The organism is Vermiculatibacterium agrestimuris (assembly GCF_943193085.1).
GTDB lineage: Bacteria > Bacillota > Clostridia > Oscillospirales > Oscillospiraceae > Vermiculatibacterium > Vermiculatibacterium agrestimuris.
This window is the reverse complement of record NZ_CALPCU010000006.1, coordinates 47505-69190: the sequence shown is the minus strand read 5'-3', so window position 1 is coordinate 69190 and position 21686 is coordinate 47505. Positions and strand designations below refer to the sequence as shown.

Sequence of the window (21686 nt, the reverse complement as noted above, 5' to 3'; positions counted from 1 at the left end):
TGCGGTAATATCATTGCGGCGCTCTCCACGGGCGCCGCAACGGATATGGATACTACGGAGGCAGGCGTCTTCGTCCCCTGTCTGGGACAAGTGCCTGCCCCTTTTTGTTGAAAGGAAGATGTGCCATGGAACGGATCAAACCCCGTACCCTCTCCGGCTTTATGGAGCTGCTCCCCGCCAGGCAGAAACAGTTTGACCGGATACGGGAGATCTTGGAAAAGACTTACGCCCTCTACGGCTTCACCGGCCTGGACACCCCCGTCATCGAGTCCAGCGAGGTGCTTTTGGCCAAGGCCGGCGGCGAGACGGAGAAGCAGATCTACCGCTTTACCAAGGGGGACAGCGACCTGTCCCTCCGCTTTGACCTGACGGTGCCCCTGGCCAAGTACGTGGCCCTGCACTACAACGAGCTGTCCTTCCCCTTCCGCCGGTATCAGATCGGCAAGGTCTACCGGGGCGAGCGGGCTCAGCGGGGCCGGTTCCGGGAGTTCTATCAGGCAGACATCGACGTCATCGGAGACGGAAAGCTGGACATCATCAACGAGGCGGAGATCCCCGCCATCATCTACCAGACCTTCACCGCCCTGGGCCTGAACAGGTTCCGCATCCGCATCAACAACCGGAAGATCCTCAACGGCCTCTTTGCCGCCCTGGGACTCTCCGAACAGGCCGGGGACGTGATGCGCACCATCGACAAGCTGGAGAAAATCGGCCCGGAGAAGGTGAAGGCCATCCTCACAGAGGACTTTGCCGTTCCCCCCCCCACCGCCGGGGAGCTTCTCTCCGTCATCCAGGCCGACGCTCCGCTGGCCGCCCTCCGGGCCTACCAGGGGAAAAACGAGATGCTGGACACGGGCCTTTCCGAGCTGGAGACGGTGGTAAAGTATCTGGGGGACTTTGGGGTGCCCCAGGATCACTTTGCCATCGACCTGACCATCGCCCGGGGCCTGGACTACTACACCGGCACCGTCTACGAGACCGTACTGCTGGATCACCCGGAGGTGGGGTCGGTGTGCTCCGGCGGGCGGTATGATAACTTAGCGGAATATTATACCGAAAAACAACTTCCCGGAGTTGGCATTTCCATCGGATTGACCCGGCTGTTCTACGTGCTGGAGGAGCAGGGGCTGCTCAACAGCGACCTGCCCACCGCCCCGGCAGATGTGCTCATCCTGCCCATGACCGAAGCCCTCTCCCCCGCCATTGCCTTTGCCACCGCCTGCCGGGGCGTGGGGGTCAAGGCCCAGCTCTATACAGAGCCGAAGAAATTTAAGGCCAAGATGAATTACGCTGACCGCATCGCAGTCCCCTTTGTGGCTTTCCTGGGAGAGGATGAGGTGGCAGGCGGCGTGGTGTCTTTGAAGGACATGACCTCCGGCGATCAGGTGCAGGTGCCCCTGGCCAAGGCCCCCGGCTGGCTCCGGCAGCGGGTGGAGGGCAGAAATCAGGGTGCGCCGGTCAAAGAATAAGGAACCTTTCCTCTTTCAGTCCGTCTAAAAAACATTCTGATTTTGGAGGTTCCTTCTATGAAACGCCTGACTGCCCTTTTCCTCTCCGCGGCGCTGCTTCTCACCCCCACCCTGGCGGCCGGAGAGGAGACGTTTCCCGCTGTTAACGTCTACCCCGGCTACGCCGACGTGGCGGCGACCGACTGGTTTTACGACAACGCCAAGCTGTGCTATGAGACCGGCCTGATGACGGGCACCAACAAGGGCTTTGAGCCGGGGAAGGTGCTCACTGTGGCCGAGTGCACCGCCATCGCCGCCCGGATGCGGGAGGCCCTCACCGGGCAGGCCATTCCAGAGGCAGACCCCTCGAAATACGTGGTCAGCCCTCCGCCCTGGTGGGCCAAATATGCCGATTATATGCGCGACGCCGACCCCACCCTCACCCCCACTCTGGCCCATATAGAGGAGGAGTGTTCCCGGTGGCAGTTCCTCCATCTTTTGAACGCCGCCATCCCAGAGGACGCCGACGTGCTGACCGCCATCAACTCCATCACCCTCCTGCCCGACGAGGACAGCGAGGTGGTATTGAAGTTCTATAACGCCGGCATCCTCACCGGGGTGGACAAGCTGGGTACCTTTGCCGGCGGCCGATCCCTCACCCGAGCCGAGGCGGCCGCCATGGTCTCCCGCATCGCCCGGCCTGAGCTGCGGCAGACCTTCGTCCCCGGCGATCCCTTGCAGTCTCCCGACTACCGCATGAAGCTGGCCCTGGAGGCGGCCTACCTGTCCTCCGGGGCGGTGGTGCTGGTGGGGGTCACCTCCGAGGAGTTCCTCACCGCCGTCAACCACAGTATCGCCCAGTGGGAGGCCGCCCTGGGGGACGGCTTCAACTGGCACGCCGAGACCGGGGACGGGAAAACCGTCCTGGAACACGTAAAGGAAGATACCTTGTCGGCTCTGGGGGTCACGGCAGAGCAGGGGGGCGAACTTTACAAGGACTTTGACTATCAGGTCTACTATTCCCGGCTGATCGATCTGCTGGGAGAAACTCTGGCGCCCGACTACACCGCGGGTGCAGAGGCATAAATAAATTACAAATGGGAGATGGTCTTTTGCGCACACGGGAAAAATCGGCCCTGAGGCTGCTGTCGTTCGCCCTGGCTCTGACCCTGCTGGTCACCCCCGCCCTGGCCGCGGGAAGCTTTCCGGCGGTGAATACCTACGCCGGGTTTGGAGACGTCTCTGAGAGCGCCTGGTACTCCTCCGCAGTGAGGCAATGCTATGAGACGGGGCTGATGAAGGGCACCGGAACAGATCGCTTCTCCCCTCAGGGCACCATGACGGTGGCCGAGTGTGCCGCCATTGCCGCCCGGCTGCGGGAGAGCTTTACCGGCCAGGCCATCCCCGGCGTCACTCCCGCCCCCGGGGAGAAGCTGCCCTGGTACCAGCAGTATGTGAGCTATCTGACCTCCAACGCGGTGGCCGTGCCCGAGCCCACGAAGACCGCCACCCGGCAGGAGTTTTTTGACCTGCTCGCTGCGGTGACTCCCGCCAGTGAGCTTGCCCCCATCAACGCCATCACCGCCCTGCCCGACACCAGCGACCCAAGCCTGCTGGCCTTCTACAACGCCGGTATCCTCACCGGGACGGACAGGTACGGCACCTTCAGCGGCGACCGGGGCCTTCAGCGCGCTGAGGTGGCCGCCATGGTGGCCCGGATCACCGACCCCGCTCTGCGTCAGCCCTTCATTCCCCAGAAGGCGCCCACCGTGTCCACCCCGGGGGCGGACACGGTGATGACGGTGAACGGCAGGAGCGTCAGCCGGGAACTTCTGGAGCATATGATCTGCATGATCGCCTACGACATGGATTACCAGCTCTCCGCCAGCTCCGGCCAGAGGCTGGACTGGAACCAGACCTATAACATAGGCGCCCCCGCCCCCTATATCCTCTCCGCCGCCCAGACCGAGGCGGTCTATCAGACCCTGGCGGAGGCCGTGGCCGAGGAGCTGGGCTGCCCCATGGATCAGCTGGCTCAGCAGCTCACCCCCAACCCCTCCCAGGAGACCCTCCAGACCTATGCCAAGCAGTACGGGCTCCTGCGGGCCAAGCATATCCTCTGCCCCGACCCGGACACTGCCCAGGCGGTGCTGGACGGGCTGGAGGCGGTGCCCACCCTGGACCAGTTTGACGCCCTGCTCCAGGTCTTCGGTCAGGATCCCGGCATGGCCCAGAACCCGGACGGCTACCTCTTTTCCTCCGGGGAGATGGTCCCCGAGTTTGAAAAGGGCACCCAGGCCCTGGCCATCGGGGAGTACTCCAAGGAGCCGGTACAGTCCCAGTTCGGCTACCACATCATCTGGCGGTTGGATCCGGCGGGGCACCCCGACCTCATCGCCGCCCTCCGGCAGGAGGTGCTGGATCAGCTTCTCACCTCCCTGGCCCAGCAGGCCCAGGTGACCATGGACGAGACCGCCATTGCCGCCATTGACATCCCCGCCCTTTACAACGCCTTCCTGGCGACCCTGCAGTAAGCCCCCGAAATACAATACATTTCGTTATATACAAAAGAAACATTACGAACTGGAGTTGATTTTCATGGATCAGTGCAAAACAGCCTACCGTTCCCACAACTGCGGAGAGCTCCGCATGGAACAGGTCGGCCAGACCGTCACCCTCTCCGGCTTCCTGGAGAACTTCCGGGAGGTGGGCGCGGGCCTGGGCTTCGCTGTCCTCCGGGACTTTTACGGGGTCACCCAGGTGGTGTGCGAGACCGAGGACATGGTGAAGGCCTTCAAGGCCCTCAACAAGGAGTCCACCGTCCAGGTCACCGGCCTTGTCCGGGAGCGGGACAGCAAAAATCCCAAGCTGCCCACCGGCGACATTGAGGTGGTGCCCTCCGCCCTCACCGTCCTGGGCAAATGCCGCCACAACGAGCTGCCCTTCCAGGTCAGCCGCAGCCGGGAGGCCGATGAGGCCATCCGGCTCAAGCACCGCTATCTTGACCTGCGCAACCCCGAGGTGAAGAAAAACATCATCCTCCGCTCCCAGGTCATCGCCGCCCTGCGCGCTTCTATGATCGACCACGGATTCATGGAGATCACCACCCCCATCCTCACCGCCTCCTCCCCCGAGGGAGCAAGAGACTATCTGGTGCCCTCCCGGAAGCACCCGGGCAAGTTCTACGCCCTGCCCCAGGCCCCCCAGCAGTTCAAGCAGCTGCTCATGGCCTCCGGCTTCGACAAGTACTTCCAGATCGCCCCCTGCTTCCGGGACGAGGACGCCCGGGGAGACCGCTCCCCCGGCGAGTTCTACCAGCTGGACATGGAGATGGCCTTTGCCAGCCAGGAGGACGTGTTCGCCGTGCTGGAGGACGTGCTGCCCCCCATCTTTGCCAAGTACGGCAAGTACGATACCGCCTCCCCCGCCCCCTTCCTGCGCATCCCCTACCGGGAGGCCATGGAGACCTACGGCACCGACAAGCCCGACCTGCGCATCGACCTCACCGTCGCCGACGCCACCGGGCTGCTCGCTGAGTGCGGCTTCGAGCCCTTTGCCGGCAACACCGTCAAGGCGGTGGTGGTCTCCGACTTTGAGGGCACCCGGAAGCAGATCGACAAGCTGTGCGCCGACGTGGAGGTGCAGGCGGGCAGCAAGGCTTACTGGTTCCGCATGGACGAAAACGGCGAGCTGGTGGGCGGCATCTCCAAGTTCGTCCAGGAGAACAAGCAGGCCATCATTGACGCTCTGGGCCTGAAGCCCAATACCTTCGTGGGCCTGTCCGCCGGGAAGCTGGGCGCCGCCCAGAAGACCGCCGGCGTGCTGGTGAAGACCCTGGGCGCATTCTGCCCCAACCACTTCAAAAAGGAGCAGTACGCCTTCTGCTGGATCGTGGACTTCCCCATGTACGAGATCGGGGAGGAGTCCGGCGAGCTGGAGTTCTGCCACAACCCCTTCTCCATGCCCTCCGGCGGCCTGGAGGCCCTGGACAAAGCAGCCCGGGGCGAGATCGACCCCCTCACCATCACCGCCGACCAGTACGACCTGGTGTGTAACGGCGTGGAGCTGTCCTCCGGCGCCGTGCGGAACCACGATCCGGAGATCATGGTGGAGGCCTTCCGTCTGGTGGGCCTGGGCGAGGACGACGTGAAGGCCAAGTTCCCCGCCATGTATAACGCCTTCACCTACGGCGCGCCCCCCCACGCGGGCATCGCCCCGGGAGTGGACCGGATGGTGATGCTGCTGGCCGGGGAGGACTCCATCCGGGAGATCATCCCCTTCCCCATGAACAAAAACGCCCAGGATCTGATGATGGACGCCCCCAGCAAGGTGACCCAGACCCAGCTGGACGAGCTGCACATCGCCATCACGGCGGAGGAAGAGGAATAACCCCATCACGACCCATTAGCCGCCGGGAGAAATCTCCCGGCGGCTTTTTTGTCTCTTCGAAAATTTATCTTGACAATCAAAGCAATTCCGTGTATACTGCAGTCACTTTGATATTCAAATAATTTGTCTTTCAAAGAAATATCCCGGAGTGGAGACGGGGAGGAATGGCTGTGGAGAACAAAAGAGAGACCTGCAACCGCTTTTTGGTGGAGGTCTTTGACGAGATCCTGCGGGTGGAGGAGGATTGCCTGGCTCCGGAGTGTGGGGACTTGTCCCTGCGGGAGCTTCACCTCATCGACCAGGTGTGCCGGGCGGTGGACGAGGGCCGGGATAACCGGGCCACCGCCATCGCCGCCGCCCAGGGGGTGACGGCGGGAACCCTCACCACGGCCCTCAACCAGTTGGAGAAGAAGGGCTATCTGGAGCGCCGCCGGGACGAGAGCGACCGCCGGGCGGTGCGCATCTTCCCCACAGAGAAGGCCCGGCTCTCCACCGCCGCCCACGCCCGGTTCCACGCCGACATGGTAGACCGGGCCCTGTCTCAGCTCAGCGATGAGGAGGCCCAGACCCTGGTCTCCGCCCTCCAGGGCCTCACCGGCTTTTTCCGGGCCAATTATTCCAAAAAGGAGACGTTCTCATGATCCGTATTTTCAGCGACAGTACCTGCGAATTTTCCCTCCAGCGCCAGAAGGAGCTGGACGTAGAGGTGGTTCCTCTGTCCGTTCACTTCGGGCAGGAGAGCTTTCGGGACGGCATCGACCTGACCAACGAGGCGTTTTACGCCCGCCTCCGCACCGCCCAGGAGCTGCCCCACACCTCCCAGACCAACCCGGAGGAGTTTGTGGAGCGGTTTAAGCCCTATGTGGAGCAGGGGGACGAGATCATAGGGGTCTTCCTCTCCTCCCAGCTGTCCGGCACCTGTCAGTCCGCCGTCATCGCCGCCCAGATCCTGGGCACGGATCGGGTGCACATCATAGACTCCACCACCGTCACCTTTGGTCTGGGCCTGCTGGTGGAGATGGCCGCCCGGCTCCGGGACGAGCACAAGACCGCCCGAGAGATCGTCTCCGGATTGGAGGCGCTGATCCCCCGCCTACGGCTTTATGCCGTAGTGGAGACCCTGAAGTACCTGCGCATGGGCGGGCGTATCTCCGCCGCCACCGCCATGGTGGGGGGCGTGCTGGGGGTGACCCCCATCCTCAACGTCCGGGACGGCGTGGTGGAGGCCGCCGGGAAATCCCGGGGGAGAAAGGGCGGTTATCAGTGGATGGCCAAGCGCATAGAGGCCGAGCCGGTGGACACCTCCCTTCCCGTGGCCTTCGCCCACACCGGCGCGCCGGAGCTCATGGCCGAGTGCGAGGCCTTCTTCAAGCCCCTCATCCCCGGAATGGATATTCGGGAGGGGGCCATCGGCAGTGTGGTGGGCACCCATGCAGGCCCAGGGGCCACAGGCATCGCCTATTTTGTAAAGGAATAAAGAAAGCCCCCGCCGTGTAACACGGCGGGGACTCTTTTTTAATCCTCTTCCGGATTGAAATAGTAGGGGCGCATCAGACTTCCCTGCTGCTCGGTGGAATCCTTCTGGCTGCCCAGACGGAGGGTCACCTCCATGGGCCGGCCCCGGCGGTCGGAGCGGTTCTTCCTGGCCCCCTGCTTGGGCGCCGGCGCGGGCCGCTTGGGCGCTGGGCGGGAGTCCTTCGGGGGCTGGGCGGACTTGGATCGCTTGGGGGCGGACTGCCGGCTTTTCTGCGGCTTGTCAGCCCGCTTTTCCTGCTTGGGAGACGGGCCGGCAGGGCGCTGTCCCCGCTTGGGGGACGCCTCCGGTCGGGCCGGCGGCGTCTGCCGCTTCTGGCCGCTGCCCTTGGGGGCCAGAAGACGGGCGGTGGCGTCCATGACCTCCTCCCCCGCCAGGGCGTCGTGGTAATACCTGGCCTGGATGGCCTGCTCCTCCGCCATCCAGGCGGCGAAGGCGGCGGCCTTCGCCGGGTCATCGGCCATTCCCCCGGGGGCCACGGCGGTAAGGGCCTCGTCCAGAGTCTTGCTGGGCTTGTAGCCCGCGGCTTTCCGCTTCCCGGCGGCGGACGTCTGCGCCGGGGACGTGCGCCGTCCCCCCTGCGGGGGCTGGACAGCCCTTGGCGACGAAGGAGCCTTAGGGATGTCGCGTCCTCCTTGCGGGGACTGGGGGGGCTGGGACTGCTGAGAACGTGGCGGTGTCACGCTCGCATTGGCTGCGCTTTTCCCGGCGGCTTCCCTACGACTCGGGCTGGTCTTTGCCCCCTTTGGGGGCGTCGCTCGCCCTCGCTCCAGTCCATCCGCCGGGGCGCAGCTATGCTCACGCTTCGCCTTCCTCTCCCGGGCGGCCTGGCGGGCCTCTGCGTCGTCGGCGTTGACGATCTTGCCGTGCTTATCCCGCTTGGGGGCCTCAAAGTTCTCCATGGGGAAGGGATGTCCCTCCACCACGGGGATGGGCTTTTTTAAGAGCTTTTCGATGGGGGCCAGAAGCTCCTTCTCCCCGAACTCGCAGAAGGAGATGGCAGCGCCGCCGTGGCCCGCCCGGCCGGTGCGGCCGATACGGTGGACGTAGGTCTCCGGCACATCGGGCAGGTTATAGTTGAACACATGGGACAGCTCCTCGATATCAATGCCCCGGGCGGCGATGTCGGTGGCCACCAGGGCCTTGACACGCCCTGTCTTAAAGTCCGCCAGCGCCTGCTGGCGGGCGGTCTGGCTCTTGTTGCCATGGATGGCCGCCGAGGCCACCCCCGCCTTTTGCAGATCCCCCGCCACCTTGTTGGCCCCGTGCTTGGTGCGGGTGAAGACGAGGGCGCTTTTCACCTCCGGCCCCTTCACCAGCATGGCCAGCAGCTTGGACTTGTTGCCCCTGTCCACGTAGTAAAGCTTCTGGTCGATGGCCTCCACCGGGGAGGAGACCGGATCCACCGCCACCTTCACCGGGTCGGTGAGGAGCTGATCCACCAGGCCCTGCACCTCCGGGGGCATGGTGGCGGAGAAGAAGAGGGTCTGCTTCTTCTTGGGAAGCCAGGTCAGGATCTTCTTCACGTCGTGGATAAAGCCCATGTCCAGCATCCGGTCGGCCTCGTCCAGCACGAAGATCTCCAGGTTTTCCACGTGGATAAAGCCCTGGTTGTGGAGATCCTCCAGCCGCCCCGGCGTGGCCACCAGGATATCCACCCCGGCCTTCAGCTTATCCACCTGGGGCTGCTGGCCCACTCCGCCGAAAATGACGGCGGAGCGCAGGGAGAGGTTCTTCCCGTAGTGCTCAAAGCTCTCCTGGATCTGGAGGGCCAGCTCCCGGGTGGGGGTGAGGATGAGGGCGCGGATGGGCCGGCCCTTCCCCGGGCGCTGCTTGAGCTGCTGGAGGATGGGGGCGGCGAAGGCGCAGGTCTTTCCTGTGCCGGTCTGGGCACAGCCCAGCACATCCCGGCCTTTAAGGGCGGGGGGAATGGCTTTCTCCTGAATGGGGGAGGGCTTTTCATAGCCCAGCGCCTTCAGGGCGGAGAGGAGCTCAGGGCAGAGCCCCAGGTCTTGAAAGGTCATAAAAACGTTCCTTTTTGTCGATCCTTCCACCCACGGCAAAGCGGGGGCGCACAGCTGTGCGTCCCGGAGCGGAGGAGCGGAAATTTATAGCGGCGTTTCCCGCCGGGCCCCTCCTTCCGCTGGAGGGGGCCAAACACGGCTGCGCCGTGAGACTATCGGTGAATACAGTATACCACGTTTCGGAAAATTTTACAACTGCCGCAGCACAGCCAGCGCCAGCTCCACCGTGTCCTCAACATAAGGCTGGTCGGCGTTCACGGTAAAGTCGGCGTATTTCTGGTAGAAGGGCCGGCGGTAGTCGTAAAGCTCCCGCAGGGTCTGGCCCGGAGCCAGGGTCACCCCCCGGGTGGCCAGATTGCCCAGCCGGCGCGCCACCGCCTCGCAGGGCAAGTCCAGGAAAATGACGGGCCCCAGCTCCTTGAGCCGCTTGGCCCCCAGCTCCCGGAGCACGACGGAGCCCCCGGGGGCGATGACGGTATTGCGGCAGTCCAGGGCGGCGATGACCTCCGCCTCGGTGTCCAGAAACTGCTCGTTGCCCAGGCGGTCGAGGATCGTCTGCAGAAGGGCCCCCTCCTGGCGCTGCAGGAGCAGGTCGGTATCCAGGAAGCCGTAGCCCAGCCGCTTGGCCAGAAGAACGCCCACGGTGGACTTCCCCGCCCCCGGCATACCGATGAGACTGACGTTCATGCTCTCTGCCCCCTCGCTTTTTCCCTCTCATCCCGCCCGGTCGGGGGCGGCCACCATTTTGCGGCTATTATACCAAACTCTCCTGCCGTTGGCAAATGTTTTGTGGACAAAAAGGGCGGGCCTCCCTGTTGGGGGGAGGCCCGCTCGTTTTAGGAATATAGCCTGTCCAGCTCGCCGATAAGGGCGGCGATGGCCCCCTCTTCACAGACCGGCAGGAGCTTAGCGCCCCAGTCCTTCACCTCCTGGGCACAGTTGGCGGGGGCAAAGGGGACGGCGGAGACGGCAAGCATGGGGATGTCGTTCTGGTTGTCCCCGGCGCAGTAGATGTGCTCCCGTTCCACCCCCAACCGCCGGGCCAGCTCCAGCACCATGCCCCCCTTGGTGCTTCCCTTGGCGGTCAGCTCCAGCATGTGGGCGTTGGAGAAGATGGCCTCGTACCGCTCCGGCCAGAGGCGGAGGATATCCGCCTGGGCGGGGAGGAGCAGCTCCCTGTCCTGGTGCAGGATCGCTTTGCCCCAGGGCTGGGGCATCTCCAGGATGGGACACTCCACAGCGTCGGTTCGGGCCTTTTTCAGGTGGTGCCGTGTCCACCTGTTTGGGTTCCAGATGTACACCTCTTCCCCGTGGTAGGCCTCCAGGCTCACCGTGGGGTGCCTCTCCACAAGGGCGGCAAGGTCGGCGGCGATGGTGGTGGGAAGGGTGGTCTCCAGCACCATCTCGTCCTTTTCAAAGTCATAGAGCTGTGCGCCGTTGGAGAGGATCACCGGAACATTCACCGGGGCCATGGACAGAAAGGGGGAGAAGGTGCGGTGGGCCCGGCCGGTGGAGATGGTGAACAGGCCCCCCTGGGCCTTGAAGTACTCCACCGCTTCCAGATTGGCCCTCGGCAGGACGCCAGACTCGGGAAAGTAGGTGTCGTCAAAGTCGGTGGCCAGCAGTACGCCGCTGAATTTACCGGTACCCAATAGCATCAATCCTCAATTCTGTTTCTTCAGTATCTGTTTGCGAACGGCGGGCACGCTCTGCAGCAGGCCCAGGGCCACCAGATCCACCGCCAGAACCAGCAGGCAGAACACCCCGTTGAACAGGGCGGAATACACCCAGGCGTTGGTCATGGGTAGGCCCAGGAAGGACTCAGGCATGTACATATACCACAAAAGGGCTCCGGACAGGGTCAGGCTGAGCCAGCGGCCCGGCGTGGCGATAATGGGCCCCCACAGCCAGCCCAGCTTCTTCCCCGCAGCGAAGCCGCAGGTGAACACCAGGGTATATGCCACCACGTAGTCCAGCAGCATAGACTGCCAGGAGATGGCAATGCCGCCGCCCAGGAAATACTGGAGTACGCCGTTGACAAAGCAGCAGCTCAGGCTCCACTTGGGGCCCCAGCGCAGGCAGTAGACCAGAATGGGGAGCATGGACAGGTCGATGGATCCGCCCTGGGGAAAGCGGTAGAAGGGCGGGACGAAGTTGTCCAGCGCATAGGCCAGAGCCAGCATCAAAGCGGCCTCCACCATCGCACGGACGCGGTCATGGGACATAGATGTCTTTTCCATAATTTTGCCTCTCTTTACAAAAAGTACCGCAAGCGCAAACCGGGATGGCGCATTGCGGTACGAAAAGGAGACAGAAGACGTCTGCTAAATCGCTTCCTACGCCGGCATTACCCGGATCAGGTTCGAGGGACCGAAAGCGGCATCTACGCTTTACATCTCAGCCGGACTTGCGTCCAGCGCCCCTGTATTCAGTTTGTCCTTACGGCCACTGTTATTCTATAACGCCGGGCTTCGTTTGTCAAGAGAGCGCCCCCCTTCTGTTGACCTTTTCCGCCGGGGGAGATATAATATCCATATCTATCCTGACTCTATTCAAATCCTGCAAGGAGGAAACCCTATGCGAGCGGTGGTGACACGGGTAAAGAACGCCCGGGTGGAGATCGACGGAAAAATAAACGGCAAAACAGACGGCGGCTTTCTGGTTTTGCTGGGCGTGGGCCCCAACGATACCGAGGCTTCCTGCGACAGGCTGGCGGACAAGGTCTGCGGCCTGCGCATATTTGAGGACGAGAACGAGAAAATGAACCTGAACCTGGAGCAGGTGGGCGGCTCTTTGCTGGTCATCAGCCAGTTCACCCTCTTTGCCGACTGCAAGTCCCGGCGGCCCGGCTTCTCCGGGGCGGCCAAGCCCGACCTGGCCATCCCCCTCTATGAGCGGTTCATGGCCCAGTGTGAGGCGCGGGGCTTCCATGTGGAGCACGGGGAGTTTGGCGCGGATATGCAGGTCTTCTCCCAGAACGACGGCCCGGTGACCATTCTGCTGGACACAGATACCCTGTGAGGTGAATACAAAATGGATATCAAGCACATTTATATCCCCTCCGTATACACAAACTGCTTCCTTCTGGCAGATGAGAGCAGCGGCGCGGCGGCGGTCATTGATCCCGGGGACGACGTAACAGACAGCGTGCTGCGCCTGTGTACGGACAACGGCTGGCAGCTGCGGTGTGTCTTCCTCACCCACGGGCACTTTGACCACATCGGCGGCGTGTCCGCCCTCCAGCGGGCGCTGCCCGATCTGCCGGTGTATCTTCACCCCGGGGACGCCAACTGCTCCCTCCCCATGCAGAACACCGCCGGGCTCCACAATGTAAAGCTGTGGCGGGACGGGGACGTGGTGCCCCTGGGCGCCCTTCAGGTGGAGGTGCTCTCCACCCCCGGCCACACCAAAGGCTCGGTGTGCCTGCGCTGTCAGGACGCCCTCTTCACCGGGGACACCCTCTTTGCCGGAGAGTGCGGCCGCACCGACCTGCACGGCGGCAGCTACGAGGAGATGATGGCCTCCCTCAAGCGCCTGGCAGAGCTGGAGGGAGATCTCCGGGTCTTCCCCGGCCACGAAGGCTTCTCCACCCTGGAGCAGGAGCGCAGGGGCAACTACTATATGCGCCAGGCCACGGGGGCGGGGCTATGAGGCTTTGGCTCACCTCAGACAATGTGGATTGGGACGCAGAGCGTTACCACTACGCCGCCGAGCAGATGATGCTCACCCTCTTCCCCGGCGAAAAACCGGAATATCCCGACGACCCGCCGCCCCAGAGCCTGGCAAAGGAAAAAAACGCCGTTGTCTTCACCCTTCACCGGGGGAAAAAGCTGACCAACATGTGCGCGCTGGTGTTTCGGGCCAACGGCTGGTACAACGGCGTGGTGCGCTTCCCCAGCGAGAAGCTGGACGAGGCCCCGGAGGAGGTCTACCACACCGTCCAGCGGGCGTTGAAGCAGGCCTTTTATAACGCCGGCAGCGCCCTGCTGGGCCGCGACCTGCCCTGGGGAAGCCTCACCGGCGTACGGCCCACCAAGCTGCCCACCCGCGCCCTCTGGGCCGGGGCCACCCCAAAGCAGGCCCAAAAGGAGCTGGAAAAGACCTATCACGTCTCCCCCCTCCGCGCCCAACTGGCCCTGGACTGCGCCCAACACAGCGTGGCGGCCAAGTCCGCCCTGAGGCCGGAGGAGGTCTCGGTCTATGTGGGCATCCCCTTCTGCCCCAGCCGGTGTGTCTACTGCTCCTTTGTCTCGGCGGCGGTGGACAAGTGCCTTCCGCTGGTGGAGTCCTTTGTGGAGGGACTGTGCCGGGAGACGGAGGCTCTGGGCAAGGCGCTCAGGGATGCGGGGCGGAGCGTCCGCACGGTCTATGTGGGGGGCGGGACCCCCACCACCCTGTCCCCCCAGCAGCTGGAAAGCGTTTTCTCCGCCATGGAAGCGCACCTGCCCCTGGACGGCTGCACCGAGTTCACCGCGGAGGCGGGCCGGCCGGACACCATTACGCCCGAAAAGCTGGCCGTTCTGGCCCGGCACCGGGTGAACCGGGTGTCGGTAAATCCCCAATCCATGGACGACGCCGTGCTCGCCCAGATGGGCCGCCCCCACACGGGAGACGACATTCGCAGGGCCTATGCGCAGGTGCGCGCCGCCGGGGACTTCGCCGTGAACATGGATCTCATCGCCGGATTGCCGGGGGACGGCCCTGAGGGCTTCGCCGCCTCTCTGGAAGCGGTGCTGGACATGGCCCCGGAGAATGTCACCGTCCACACCCTGGCCCTGAAAAAGGGCTCCCGGCTTATGGAGGAGCACAAGGCCCTCCCCACCGGAGGGGCGGTGGAGGAAATGCTGGACGCCGCCTGGACAGCTCTGCGGGCGGCGGGGTACGAGCCCTACTACCTCTACCGGCAAAAGTACATGTCCGGCTCTTTTGAAAATGTGGGCTGGACGAAGCCCGGCTTTGCAAGCCTCTACAACATCGCCATGATGGAAGAGCTCCACACCATCCTGGCCCTGGGGGGCGGCGGGGTGACCAAGCTGGTGTGGCCCGGCACGGGCAAGCTGGAACGGGTGGTGAACCCCAAGTATCCCCAGGAATACCTGCGGGACATTGACAAGATCTGCCGGGAAAAGGCCGCTTTGACCCCCTTCCTTCTGGAGATGAAAGGAGACTGACCATGGCATATCAGCTGCACGAGATCAACCAGGCCATTCTGGCCGATCCGGAGACCTTCCTTCTGGAGTGCGACAGGGCCTATCAAAAGAAGATCTCCGCCGCCGCGGACGAGATCGAGGCGCGGATGGAGAAAAGTCCCATCGTCCTTCTCTCCGGCCCCTCCGGCTCCGGCAAGACCACCACCGCGCTAAAGCTGGAGGAAGAGCTGGAGCTGCGGGGCATCAGCACCCATACGGTGGCGCTGGACAACTACTTCAAGACCCTGGATCGGAAGACGGCCCCCCGTACCCCAGAGGGGGACATTGACTTTGAGTCCCCCAAGATGCTGGACGCGGCGCTGCTGGACGAGACCTTCACCAAGCTCTCCAGGGGGGAGGAGGTCATCGTCCCCAAGTTCGAGTTCGCCCGGCAGATGCGCAATGACGCCCGGGGCCGGCCGCTGAAGCTGGAAAAGAACGAGATCGCCATTTTCGAGGGGATCCACGCCCTGGGCCCCGGCATCGCCGGGCCTCATCCGGAGGCCACCAAGCTCTATATTTCCGCCCGCTCCAATGTGATGGAGGATGGACAGGTGAAGTTCAAGGGCACCTGGATGCGCCTGACGAGACGGGCGGTGCGGGACTACAACTTCCGGGGCACCGACGTCAGCGAGACCCTGGCCATGTGGGCCAATGTGCGCCGGGGGGAAAAGCTCTACATCTCCCCCTACAAAAACAGCGCCGACATCATCTTTGACTCCTCCCTGCCCTATGAGGTGTCGGTGATGAAGAACTACGCCCTGCCCATCCTGCGGGCGGTGCCCCAGGAGAACGCCCGGCGGGGAGAGCTTTTGGATCTCATTGCCGCCTTTGACGCCTTCGAGGCCATCGACCCCGACCTGGTGGCCAAAAATTCCCTGCTCCGGGAGTTCATCGGCGGGGGAAGCTATCAATATAAGTAACCGGGATATCGGAAAAGGAGACGGATACCATGGCAGAATGTACCCACGATTGTTCCACCTGCGGCGAAAGCTGCGCAGAGCGCACGGAGGAATTTGACTTCCGGGCCAAAGCCAACCCCAACTCCAACGTAAAAAAGGTCATTGCCGTCATGTCCGGCAAGGGCGGCGTGGGCAAGAGCCTCTGCACCGCCTCCCTGGCCGCCGCCGTCCAGAAGCTGGGCAGGCAGGCCGCCGTCCTGGACGCGGACATCACCGGCCCCTCCATCCCCAAGGCCTTCGGCGTCCACGAGCGGGCCATGGGGGACGACCAGGGCATTCTCCCGGTCTGCACCCGCACTGGCGTCAAGCTCATGAGCCTCAATCTGCTGGTGGCCAACGAGTCCGACCCCGTTGTCTGGCGGGGCAGCCTCATTGCCGGCACCGTCAAGCAGTTCTGGAGCGACGTGCAGTGGGGGGACGTGGACTACATGTTCGTGGACATGCCGCCGGGAACGGGGGATGTGCCTCTGACCGTGTTCCAGTCCCTGCCGGTGGACGGCATCATCGTGGTCACCTCCCCCCAGGAGCTGGTGAGCATGATCGTGGAAAAGGCGGTGAAGATGGCGGAGATGATGCAGGTGCCCATCCTGGGCCTTGTGGAGAACTACAGCTACTTCCGCTGCCCCGACTGCGGCAAGCAGCATTTCATCTTCGGTGAGAGCCATATCGAGGAGATCGCCTCCGCCCACGCTCTGAAAGTCCTCGCCCGGCTGCCCATCGACCCCGCCCTGGCAACGGCCTGCGACGCCGGAGATGTGGAGAATCTCTCCCCCAACTACTTGGAGGACGTGGCGAAAGAGCTGTAAACCCATAAAGCGCACAAAAAAGCTCCTCTGCTTCTGAAGGCAGAGGTGCTTTTTCTCATTTCTTGAACTTTTGGCTCTCGGCGACGGCCAATTCGTCACAACGGTTATTGAACTCGTTATCCGCGTGGTTCCCCACCCGGCTTCCGCCGTGTGGGGGCCCCTTTGGACTCTATATGCTCGGCGGAAATGAATTCCGCCTGCGCGAACTCTTCGCTTCGCTTCGAGATTCACGGCGCTTATCGCGCCGCCCCACCTTTGGTGGGGCCCCAAGGGCCATGCTCTATTTCTTGAACTTCTGACTCTCCGCCACCGCTAATTCATCACAACGGTTATTAAATTCGTTATCCGCGTGGCCCTTGACCCAGTGCAGGTTCACCCTGTGGTAGCCGCACAGCTCCAAAAGCCGCTCCCACAGGTCTGGGTTCAGGGCGGGCTTCTTGTCCGGCTTCACCCAGCCCCGGGCCTTCCAACCCTTGGCCCAGCCCTTCTCCAGCGCGTCGATGACGTACTTGGAGTCGGAGTAAAGCTCCACCACGCAGGGCTCCTTCAGGGCCTCCAGGGCGGTGATGACCCCGGTGAGCTCCATGCGGTTGTTGGTGGTCTGGGCCTCTCCGCCGGAGAGCTCCTTTTTGAATTTTCCATACTGGAGGATAGCCCCCCAGCCCCCGGGGCCGGGGTTACCGGAGCAGGCCCCGTCGGTGTATATGGTGACTGTTTTCATCGCTCTTTCAGGGTCTCTCCCGCTTATTCTTCGGCAGGAGCCGTCTGCTCGGGGGCAGTCTCCTCCCCCTGGAGCTCTTCGGTCTCCTCCTCCGGCTCCTCGTGGTCGGTGCGGGCGATGGAGATGACCTTGACCCCCTCGGGCAGGTTCATCAGCTTCACGCCCTGGGCGCCCCGGCTGTAGCAGTTGATGTCGGCGCAGGCCATGCGGATGATGACGCCGGCGTCATTGATGATGAGCAGGTCATCCTCGTCGCTGACCACCTTCACCCCCACCAGGGGGCCGGTCTTGTCGGTGACCTGGTAGCCCTTCATGCCGTAGCCGCCCCGCTTCTGGGGGCCCTCGCCCCGGATGTACTCGTCCATCTCGGTGCGCTTGCCGTAGCCGTTCTCACTGACGATGAGCACCTGGTGGTCATACTTGGCCCGGGCCGCGCCGATCACGTAGTCGTTGGGCCGCAGGCGGATGCCCATAACGCCGCAGGCATCCCGTCCCATACAGCGCACGTCGCTCTCCTTAAAGCAGATGCTCATGCCCTCGTGGGTGGCCAGAAGGATGGCCTGGTTGCCGTCGGTCTCCCGAACGGCGATGAGCTCGTCGTCGGGATCCAGGGTGATACAGCGGATGCCCGCCTTCCGGGCGGTGAAGATGGAGGAGAGCTGGATGCGCTTTACCGTGCCCTTCCGGGTGACCATCATCAGGTATTTGTCCTCGGGGAACTCCCGCAGGTGGATCATGGCGGTGACCTTCTCCTCCGCTTCCAGGGGCAGCACGTTCACCATGGCGGTACCCTTGGCGGTGCGGCCCGACTCGGGGATCTGGTAGCCCTTCTTCCGGTGTACCTTGCCCATGTTGGTGAAGAAGAGGATATAGTCGTGGGTGGAGGCGGTGAAGACCGTATCCACATAGTCCTCCTCCTTGGTGGCCATGGCGGTGATGCCCTTGCCCCCTCGCTTCTGGGCCCGGTAGGTGGACACGGGCAGGCGCTTGATATAGCCCCCGGCGGTGAGGGTGAAGGCGCAGTCCTCCTCCTCGATGAGATCCTCGATGTCGATCTCGTCCTCCACGTCCTGGATCTCGGTGCGCCGCTCGTCGCCGTACTTGTCGGCCACGGCGGTGAGCTCCTCCTTCAGGATCCCCTTCACCATGCCCTCGTCGGAGAGCACCTGGTTGTAGTAGGTGATGCGCTCCTCCAGTTCCTTGTACTCGTTCTCCAGCTTCTCCCGGTTCAGGCCCTGGAGAGCGATAAGGCGCATATCACAGATGGCCTGGGCCTGGACGTCGTCCAGACCGAAGCGGGTCATCAGGTTCTCCTTGGCGTTGTCGTAGGAGGAACGGATGATCTTGATGACCTCATCAATATTGTCCTGCGCGATGAGCAGACCCTCCAGCAGATGGGCCCGCTCCTGGGCTTTCCGCAGGTCGTACTGCGTCCTGCGGACGATGATCTCCTCCTGGAATTTCAGGTACTCGTCGATGATGTGCCGCAGGGACAGAATTTTCGGCTGGGACTGGTCGTCCACCAGGGCCAGCATATTGATGGCGAAAGAGGACTGGAGCTGGGTCTGGGAGAACAGGCGGTTCAGGACCACCTGGGGGTTGGCGTCCCGCTTGAGCTCGATGACGATCCGCATCCCGTTGCGGTCGGTCTCGTCCCGGATGTCGGAGATGCCCTCCAGGCGCTTGTCCTCCACCTGCTCGGCCATGGACTTGATGAGCATCCGCTTATTCACCTGGTAGGGAAGCTCGGAGACGATGATGCGGATCCGGTCCTTGCCGTACTCCTCAAACTCCGTCCTTGCCCGGACGATGACCTTGCCCCGGCCGGTGGCGTAGGCCGAGCGGATGCCGCTGCGGCCCATGATGATGCCGCTGGTGGGGAAATCGGGACCTTTGACGCACTCCATCAGGTCGGGAAGGGTGACCTCCGGGTCGTCCAGCACCTTGATACAGGCCCCAATGACCTCCCGCAGGTTGTGGGGGGGGATGTTGGTGGCCATACCTACGGCAATGCCGGAGGAGCCGTTTACCAGCAGGTTAGGGAACCGGCAGGGGAGGACCCTCGGCTCCTTCCGGGTCTCGTCAAAGTTGGGGTCCCAGTCCACCGTCTCCTTCTCCAAGTCCCGCAAAATTTCCTCGGAAATTTTGCTCAAACGGGCCTCGGTATACCGGTAGGCTGCCGGGGGGTCGCCGTCCACGCTGCCGAAGTTGCCGTGGCCTTCCACCAGCATGTAGCGCATGGAGAAGTCCTGGGCCAGACGGACCAGGGCGTCGTAGACCGACTGGTCCCCGTGGGGGTGGTACCGGCCCAGCACGTCGCCCACGCAGGTGGCGGACTTCTTGAAGGGCTTGTCGTGGGTCAGGTTGTCCTCGTACATGGCGTATAGGATCCGCCTATGGACGGGCTTCAGGCCGTCCCGCACATCGGGGAGAGCCCGGCCCTTGATGACGCTCATGGCGTACTCGATGTAGCTCTGCTCCATCTCAGGAACCAGAGGGGACTCCTGAATGATCTGATCCGGATAGCGAAATTCCTCCGGGTCCACATGGTTTCTCTGCTTGCTTGCCATTGGTCATTCGCCTCCTTAGTAGTCCAGATTGACGGCGTACTTGGCGTTGCGCTCGATGAACTCTTTTCTCGGCTCCACCTTCTCGCCCATAAGGACGGTGAAGGTCTCGTCGGCGGCCACCGCGTCGTCCAGGGTGATCCGGCGCAGGGTCCGCTTCTCCGGATCCATGGTGGTCTCCCAAAGCTCGTGGGGGTCCATCTCGCCCAGGCCCTTGAACCGGGAGATATCCACCTTGGCGTTGGGGTTGTCGCCGCGAAGTTCGGCGGAGATGGCGTCCCGCTCCTCCTCGGAGAAGGCAAGGCGCACCGTCTTGCCCCGGCTGAGCTTAAAGAGGGGGGGGACGGCGGAGTAGACATAGCCCTCCTCCACCAGGGGCCGCATGAACCGGAAGAAGAAGGTCAGAAGCAGGGTGCGGATGTGGGCGCCGTCCACGTCGGCGTCCGCCATGATAATGATCTTGTGGTAGCGCAGCTTGTTGATGTCAAACTCCTCGCCTATACCGGCGCCCAGTGCTGTAATGACAGGCTGAAGCTTGTCGTTTCCGTAGACCTTGTCCGCCCGGGCCTTCTCCACATTGAGCATCTTTCCCCACAGGGGGAGGATGGCCTGGAACTGGGAGTCCCGGCCCTGGGTGGCCGAGCCGCCGGCGGAGTCGCCCTCCACGATGTAGATCTCGGTCACCGTGGGGTCGTTGATGTTGCAGTCCCGGAGCTTGTCGGGCATGGCCGCGCCCCCCAGAGCCGTCTTGCGGCGCACCGACTCCCGGGCCTTCCGGGCCGCCTCCCTGGCCCGGTTGGCGGTGAGGGCCTTATCCAGAATGGCCCGGCCGATGGCGGGGTTCTCCTCCAAAAACTCGGTGAGTTTCTCGGTGACGATGGCATTGACCAGGGTCCGGATCTCGCTGTTGCCCAGCTTGGCCTTGGTCTGGCCCTCGAACTGGGCCTCGGTGAGCTTGACGGAAATGACGCAGCACAGGCCCTCCCGGCAGTCCTCGCCGGAGACCTTGTCCTCGTCCTTCAAAATTTTATACTTTTTGCCGTAGGCGTTGAGGACGTTGGTCAGCGCCCGCTTAAAGCCATCCTCGTGCATGCCGCCCTCGGGAGTGTGGACATTGTTGGCGAAGGACAAAATGGTCTCGTTATAGCTGTCGTTATACTGGAAGGCCAGCTCCGCCATGGCGTCGTCCTTCTGACCGGAGACATAGATGACTCCCTCATGGAGGGCGGTCTTGTTCCGGTTGAGGAAGGTGACAAACTCCCGGATACCGCCCTCAAAGCACATAGCCTCGCTCACCGGCTCCTCCCCACGCTGGTCGGAGATGGTGATGTGGAGCCCGGCGTTGAGGAAGGCCTCCTCCCGCATCCGGGTGTGGAGCACGTCGTAGTCGTACTCGGTGGTGTCGGTGAACATCTCCGGGTCAGGCTTGAAGACCACCTCGGTGCCGGTCTTGTCGGTCTTTCCGATGATGGTCATCTCCTGGGTCATATTGCCCCGGGCGAACTTCACCTCGTAGATATTGCCGTTTTTGTGGACGCGCACCTCCATCCACTCGGACAGGGCGTTGACCACGCTGCCGCCCACGCCGTGGAGGCCACCGGAGACCTTGTAGCCGCCGCCGCCGAACTTACCGCCGGCGTGGAGGACGGTGTAGACCACCTCCAAAGCGGGCCGGCCGGTCTGGGGCTGGATGTCCACAGGCACGCCCCGGCCGTCGTCGGTGACCTTGATCACATCCCCGGGGAGGATGTCCACGGTGATGTGCTTGCAGTAGCCGGCCAGGGCCTCGTCGATGGCGTTGTCCACGATCTCGTAGACCAGGTGATGCAGGCCGGAGCTGGACGTGGAGCCGATATACATGCCGGGCCGCTTCCGGACGGCCTCAAGGCCTTCCAAAACCTGAATTTCAGACCCGCCGTACTCGTGCCCGGTCTGGGTGACGCTGTCCTGCCACTGTTCTTCCTGCAAAAATTCCTTCTGTTCCTCGCTCATAGTTACCTCCTGAACTTCTCTTGTTCCTTGGCGAAGCATGGGAAAATCTCCTGT

The 21686-nt window shown here is 63.2% G+C and carries 18 protein-coding genes and 1 riboswitch; of the genes, 11 read left to right on the top strand and 7 right to left on the bottom strand.

The genetic code is table 11. The features are described 5' to 3' along the window. The first annotated feature begins 125 nt into the window (after window positions 1-125). The 6 genes from hisS to NFR87_RS03330 all read left to right on the top strand — a co-directional run bounded on the left by hisS (window position 126) and on the right by NFR87_RS03330 (window position 7314). The gene (gene hisS, locus NFR87_RS03355; RefSeq protein ID WP_251446342.1) at window positions 126-1469 is read left to right on the top strand and encodes a histidine--tRNA ligase; all 1344 of its coding nucleotides are present in this window, start codon (window positions 126-128) and stop codon (window positions 1467-1469) included. 57 nt (window positions 1470-1526) lie between these two features. After that, window positions 1527-2534 carry an S-layer homology domain-containing protein gene (locus NFR87_RS03350; RefSeq protein ID WP_251446339.1) on the top strand — a complete coding sequence of 336 codons (1008 nt, stop codon included), beginning with the start codon at window positions 1527-1529 and terminating at the stop codon, window positions 2532-2534. Between the two features lie 26 nt (window positions 2535-2560). Then, the gene (locus NFR87_RS03345) at window positions 2561-3982 is read left to right on the top strand and encodes an S-layer homology domain-containing protein (RefSeq protein ID WP_251446336.1); all 1422 of its coding nucleotides are present in this window, start codon (window positions 2561-2563) and stop codon (window positions 3980-3982) included. Between the two features lie 64 nt (window positions 3983-4046). Further along, the gene (gene aspS / locus NFR87_RS03340; RefSeq protein ID WP_251446331.1) at window positions 4047-5837 is read left to right on the top strand and encodes an aspartate--tRNA ligase; all 1791 of its coding nucleotides are present in this window, start codon (window positions 4047-4049) and stop codon (window positions 5835-5837) included. Window positions 5838-6007: 170 nt separating this feature from the next. Further along, complete coding sequence (locus tag NFR87_RS03335; protein WP_251446328.1) at window positions 6008-6478, top strand: MarR family winged helix-turn-helix transcriptional regulator; 471 nt, start codon at window positions 6008-6010, stop codon at window positions 6476-6478. Beyond that, entirely contained in the window at window positions 6475-7314 is an 840-nt protein-coding gene (locus NFR87_RS03330) for a DegV family protein (RefSeq protein ID WP_251446326.1), read from the top strand. Before NFR87_RS03335 ends, NFR87_RS03330 begins: the two co-directional genes overlap by 4 nt. Before the next feature lie 38 nt (window positions 7315-7352). On the opposite strand, the gene NFR87_RS03325 is transcribed toward NFR87_RS03330, so the two are convergent. The 4 genes from NFR87_RS03325 to NFR87_RS03310 form a co-directional block, all read right to left on the bottom strand. Continuing rightward, window positions 7353-9395: a DEAD/DEAH box helicase gene (locus NFR87_RS03325; RefSeq protein ID WP_251446323.1), complete on the bottom strand. Its 2043-nt coding sequence runs from the start codon at window positions 9393-9395 to the stop codon at window positions 7353-7355. A gap of 189 nt (window positions 9396-9584) precedes the next feature. Next, window positions 9585-10082, bottom strand: a complete 498-nt coding sequence (locus NFR87_RS03320; protein WP_251446320.1) for a shikimate kinase — start codon at window positions 10080-10082, stop codon at window positions 9585-9587. A gap of 149 nt (window positions 10083-10231) precedes the next feature. Further along, window positions 10232-11047, bottom strand: a complete 816-nt coding sequence (locus tag NFR87_RS03315; RefSeq protein WP_420910699.1) for an HAD-IIB family hydrolase — start codon at window positions 11045-11047, stop codon at window positions 10232-10234. 12 nt (window positions 11048-11059) lie between these two features. Then, entirely contained in the window at window positions 11060-11635 is a 576-nt protein-coding gene (locus tag NFR87_RS03310; protein WP_251446314.1) for an energy-coupled thiamine transporter ThiT, read from the bottom strand. A 76-nt stretch (window positions 11636-11711) separates the two neighbouring features. After that, window positions 11712-11829, bottom strand: a riboswitch (TPP riboswitch). A gap of 143 nt (window positions 11830-11972) precedes the next feature. On the opposite strand from NFR87_RS03310, the gene dtd reads away from it, so the two are divergent. From dtd to NFR87_RS03285, 5 genes are read left to right on the top strand one after another with little or no spacing between them, the layout of a single operon-like run. Next, window positions 11973-12416, top strand: coding sequence for a D-aminoacyl-tRNA deacylase (dtd, locus tag NFR87_RS03305; RefSeq protein ID WP_251446311.1), 444 nt, complete (start codon window positions 11973-11975; stop codon window positions 12414-12416). Between the two features lie 12 nt (window positions 12417-12428). Further along, window positions 12429-13046 (top strand): MBL fold metallo-hydrolase, encoded by a 618-nt coding sequence (locus NFR87_RS03300; RefSeq protein ID WP_251446308.1) that lies wholly within the window; start codon window positions 12429-12431, stop codon window positions 13044-13046. Then, on the top strand, window positions 13043-14566 hold the full coding sequence (gene hemZ / locus NFR87_RS03295; protein ID WP_251446305.1) for a coproporphyrinogen dehydrogenase HemZ: 1524 nt from the start codon (window positions 13043-13045) through the stop codon (window positions 14564-14566). The genes NFR87_RS03300 and hemZ overlap by 4 nt, the downstream gene beginning before the upstream one ends. 2 nt (window positions 14567-14568) lie before the next feature. Then, window positions 14569-15507, top strand: a complete 939-nt coding sequence (locus NFR87_RS03290) for a uridine kinase family protein (RefSeq protein WP_251446302.1) — start codon at window positions 14569-14571, stop codon at window positions 15505-15507. Between the two features lie 29 nt (window positions 15508-15536). Then, window positions 15537-16352: an Mrp/NBP35 family ATP-binding protein gene (locus NFR87_RS03285; RefSeq protein WP_251446299.1), complete on the top strand. Its 816-nt coding sequence runs from the start codon at window positions 15537-15539 to the stop codon at window positions 16350-16352. A 280-nt stretch (window positions 16353-16632) separates the two neighbouring features. Here the strand turns inward: NFR87_RS03285 and rnhA are convergent, their stop codons facing one another. From rnhA to gyrB, 3 genes are read right to left on the bottom strand one after another with little or no spacing between them, the layout of a single operon-like run. Next, window positions 16633-17073, bottom strand: coding sequence for a ribonuclease HI (rnhA, locus tag NFR87_RS03280; protein ID WP_251446296.1), 441 nt, complete (start codon window positions 17071-17073; stop codon window positions 16633-16635). Window positions 17074-17096: 23 nt separating this feature from the next. After that, a complete protein-coding gene (gyrA, locus tag NFR87_RS03275; RefSeq protein ID WP_251446293.1) occupies window positions 17097-19643 on the bottom strand; it encodes a DNA gyrase subunit A in 2547 nt (848 codons plus the stop codon). A 15-nt stretch (window positions 19644-19658) separates the two neighbouring features. Continuing rightward, complete coding sequence (gyrB, locus tag NFR87_RS03270; protein ID WP_251446290.1) at window positions 19659-21632, bottom strand: DNA topoisomerase (ATP-hydrolyzing) subunit B; 1974 nt, start codon at window positions 21630-21632, stop codon at window positions 19659-19661. Window positions 21633-21686 lie beyond the last annotated feature (54 nt).

Bases quoted from the DNA above. Each gene is read 5' to 3' on its own strand.
- NFR87_RS03325 (WP_251446323.1), bottom strand. From the start codon at position 9,395: ATGACCTTTCAAGACCTGGGGCTCTGCCCTGAGCTCCTCTCCGCCCTG.
- NFR87_RS03320 (WP_251446320.1), bottom strand. From the start codon at position 10,082: ATGAACGTCAGTCTCATCGGTATGCCGGGGGCGGGGAAGTCCACCGTG.
- hemZ (WP_251446305.1), top strand. From the start codon at position 13,043: ATGAGGCTTTGGCTCACCTCAGACAATGTGGATTGGGACGCAGAGCGT.
- hisS (WP_251446342.1), top strand. From the start codon at position 126: ATGGAACGGATCAAACCCCGTACCCTCTCCGGCTTTATGGAGCTGCTC.
- NFR87_RS03285 (WP_251446299.1), top strand. From the start codon at position 15,537: ATGGCAGAATGTACCCACGATTGTTCCACCTGCGGCGAAAGCTGCGCA.
- aspS (WP_251446331.1), top strand. From the start codon at position 4,047: ATGGATCAGTGCAAAACAGCCTACCGTTCCCACAACTGCGGAGAGCTC.
- rnhA (WP_251446296.1), bottom strand. From the start codon at position 17,073: ATGAAAACAGTCACCATATACACCGACGGGGCCTGCTCCGGTAACCCC.
- gyrB (WP_251446290.1), bottom strand. From the start codon at position 21,632: ATGAGCGAGGAACAGAAGGAATTTTTGCAGGAAGAACAGTGGCAGGAC.
- dtd (WP_251446311.1), top strand. From the start codon at position 11,973: ATGCGAGCGGTGGTGACACGGGTAAAGAACGCCCGGGTGGAGATCGAC.
- NFR87_RS03300 (WP_251446308.1), top strand. From the start codon at position 12,429: ATGGATATCAAGCACATTTATATCCCCTCCGTATACACAAACTGCTTC.
- NFR87_RS03350 (WP_251446339.1), top strand. From the start codon at position 1,527: ATGAAACGCCTGACTGCCCTTTTCCTCTCCGCGGCGCTGCTTCTCACC.
- NFR87_RS03330 (WP_251446326.1), top strand. From the start codon at position 6,475: ATGATCCGTATTTTCAGCGACAGTACCTGCGAATTTTCCCTCCAGCGC.
- NFR87_RS03310 (WP_251446314.1), bottom strand. From the start codon at position 11,635: ATGGAAAAGACATCTATGTCCCATGACCGCGTCCGTGCGATGGTGGAG.
- gyrA (WP_251446293.1), bottom strand. From the start codon at position 19,643: ATGGCAAGCAAGCAGAGAAACCATGTGGACCCGGAGGAATTTCGCTAT.
- NFR87_RS03290 (WP_251446302.1), top strand. From the start codon at position 14,569: ATGGCATATCAGCTGCACGAGATCAACCAGGCCATTCTGGCCGATCCG.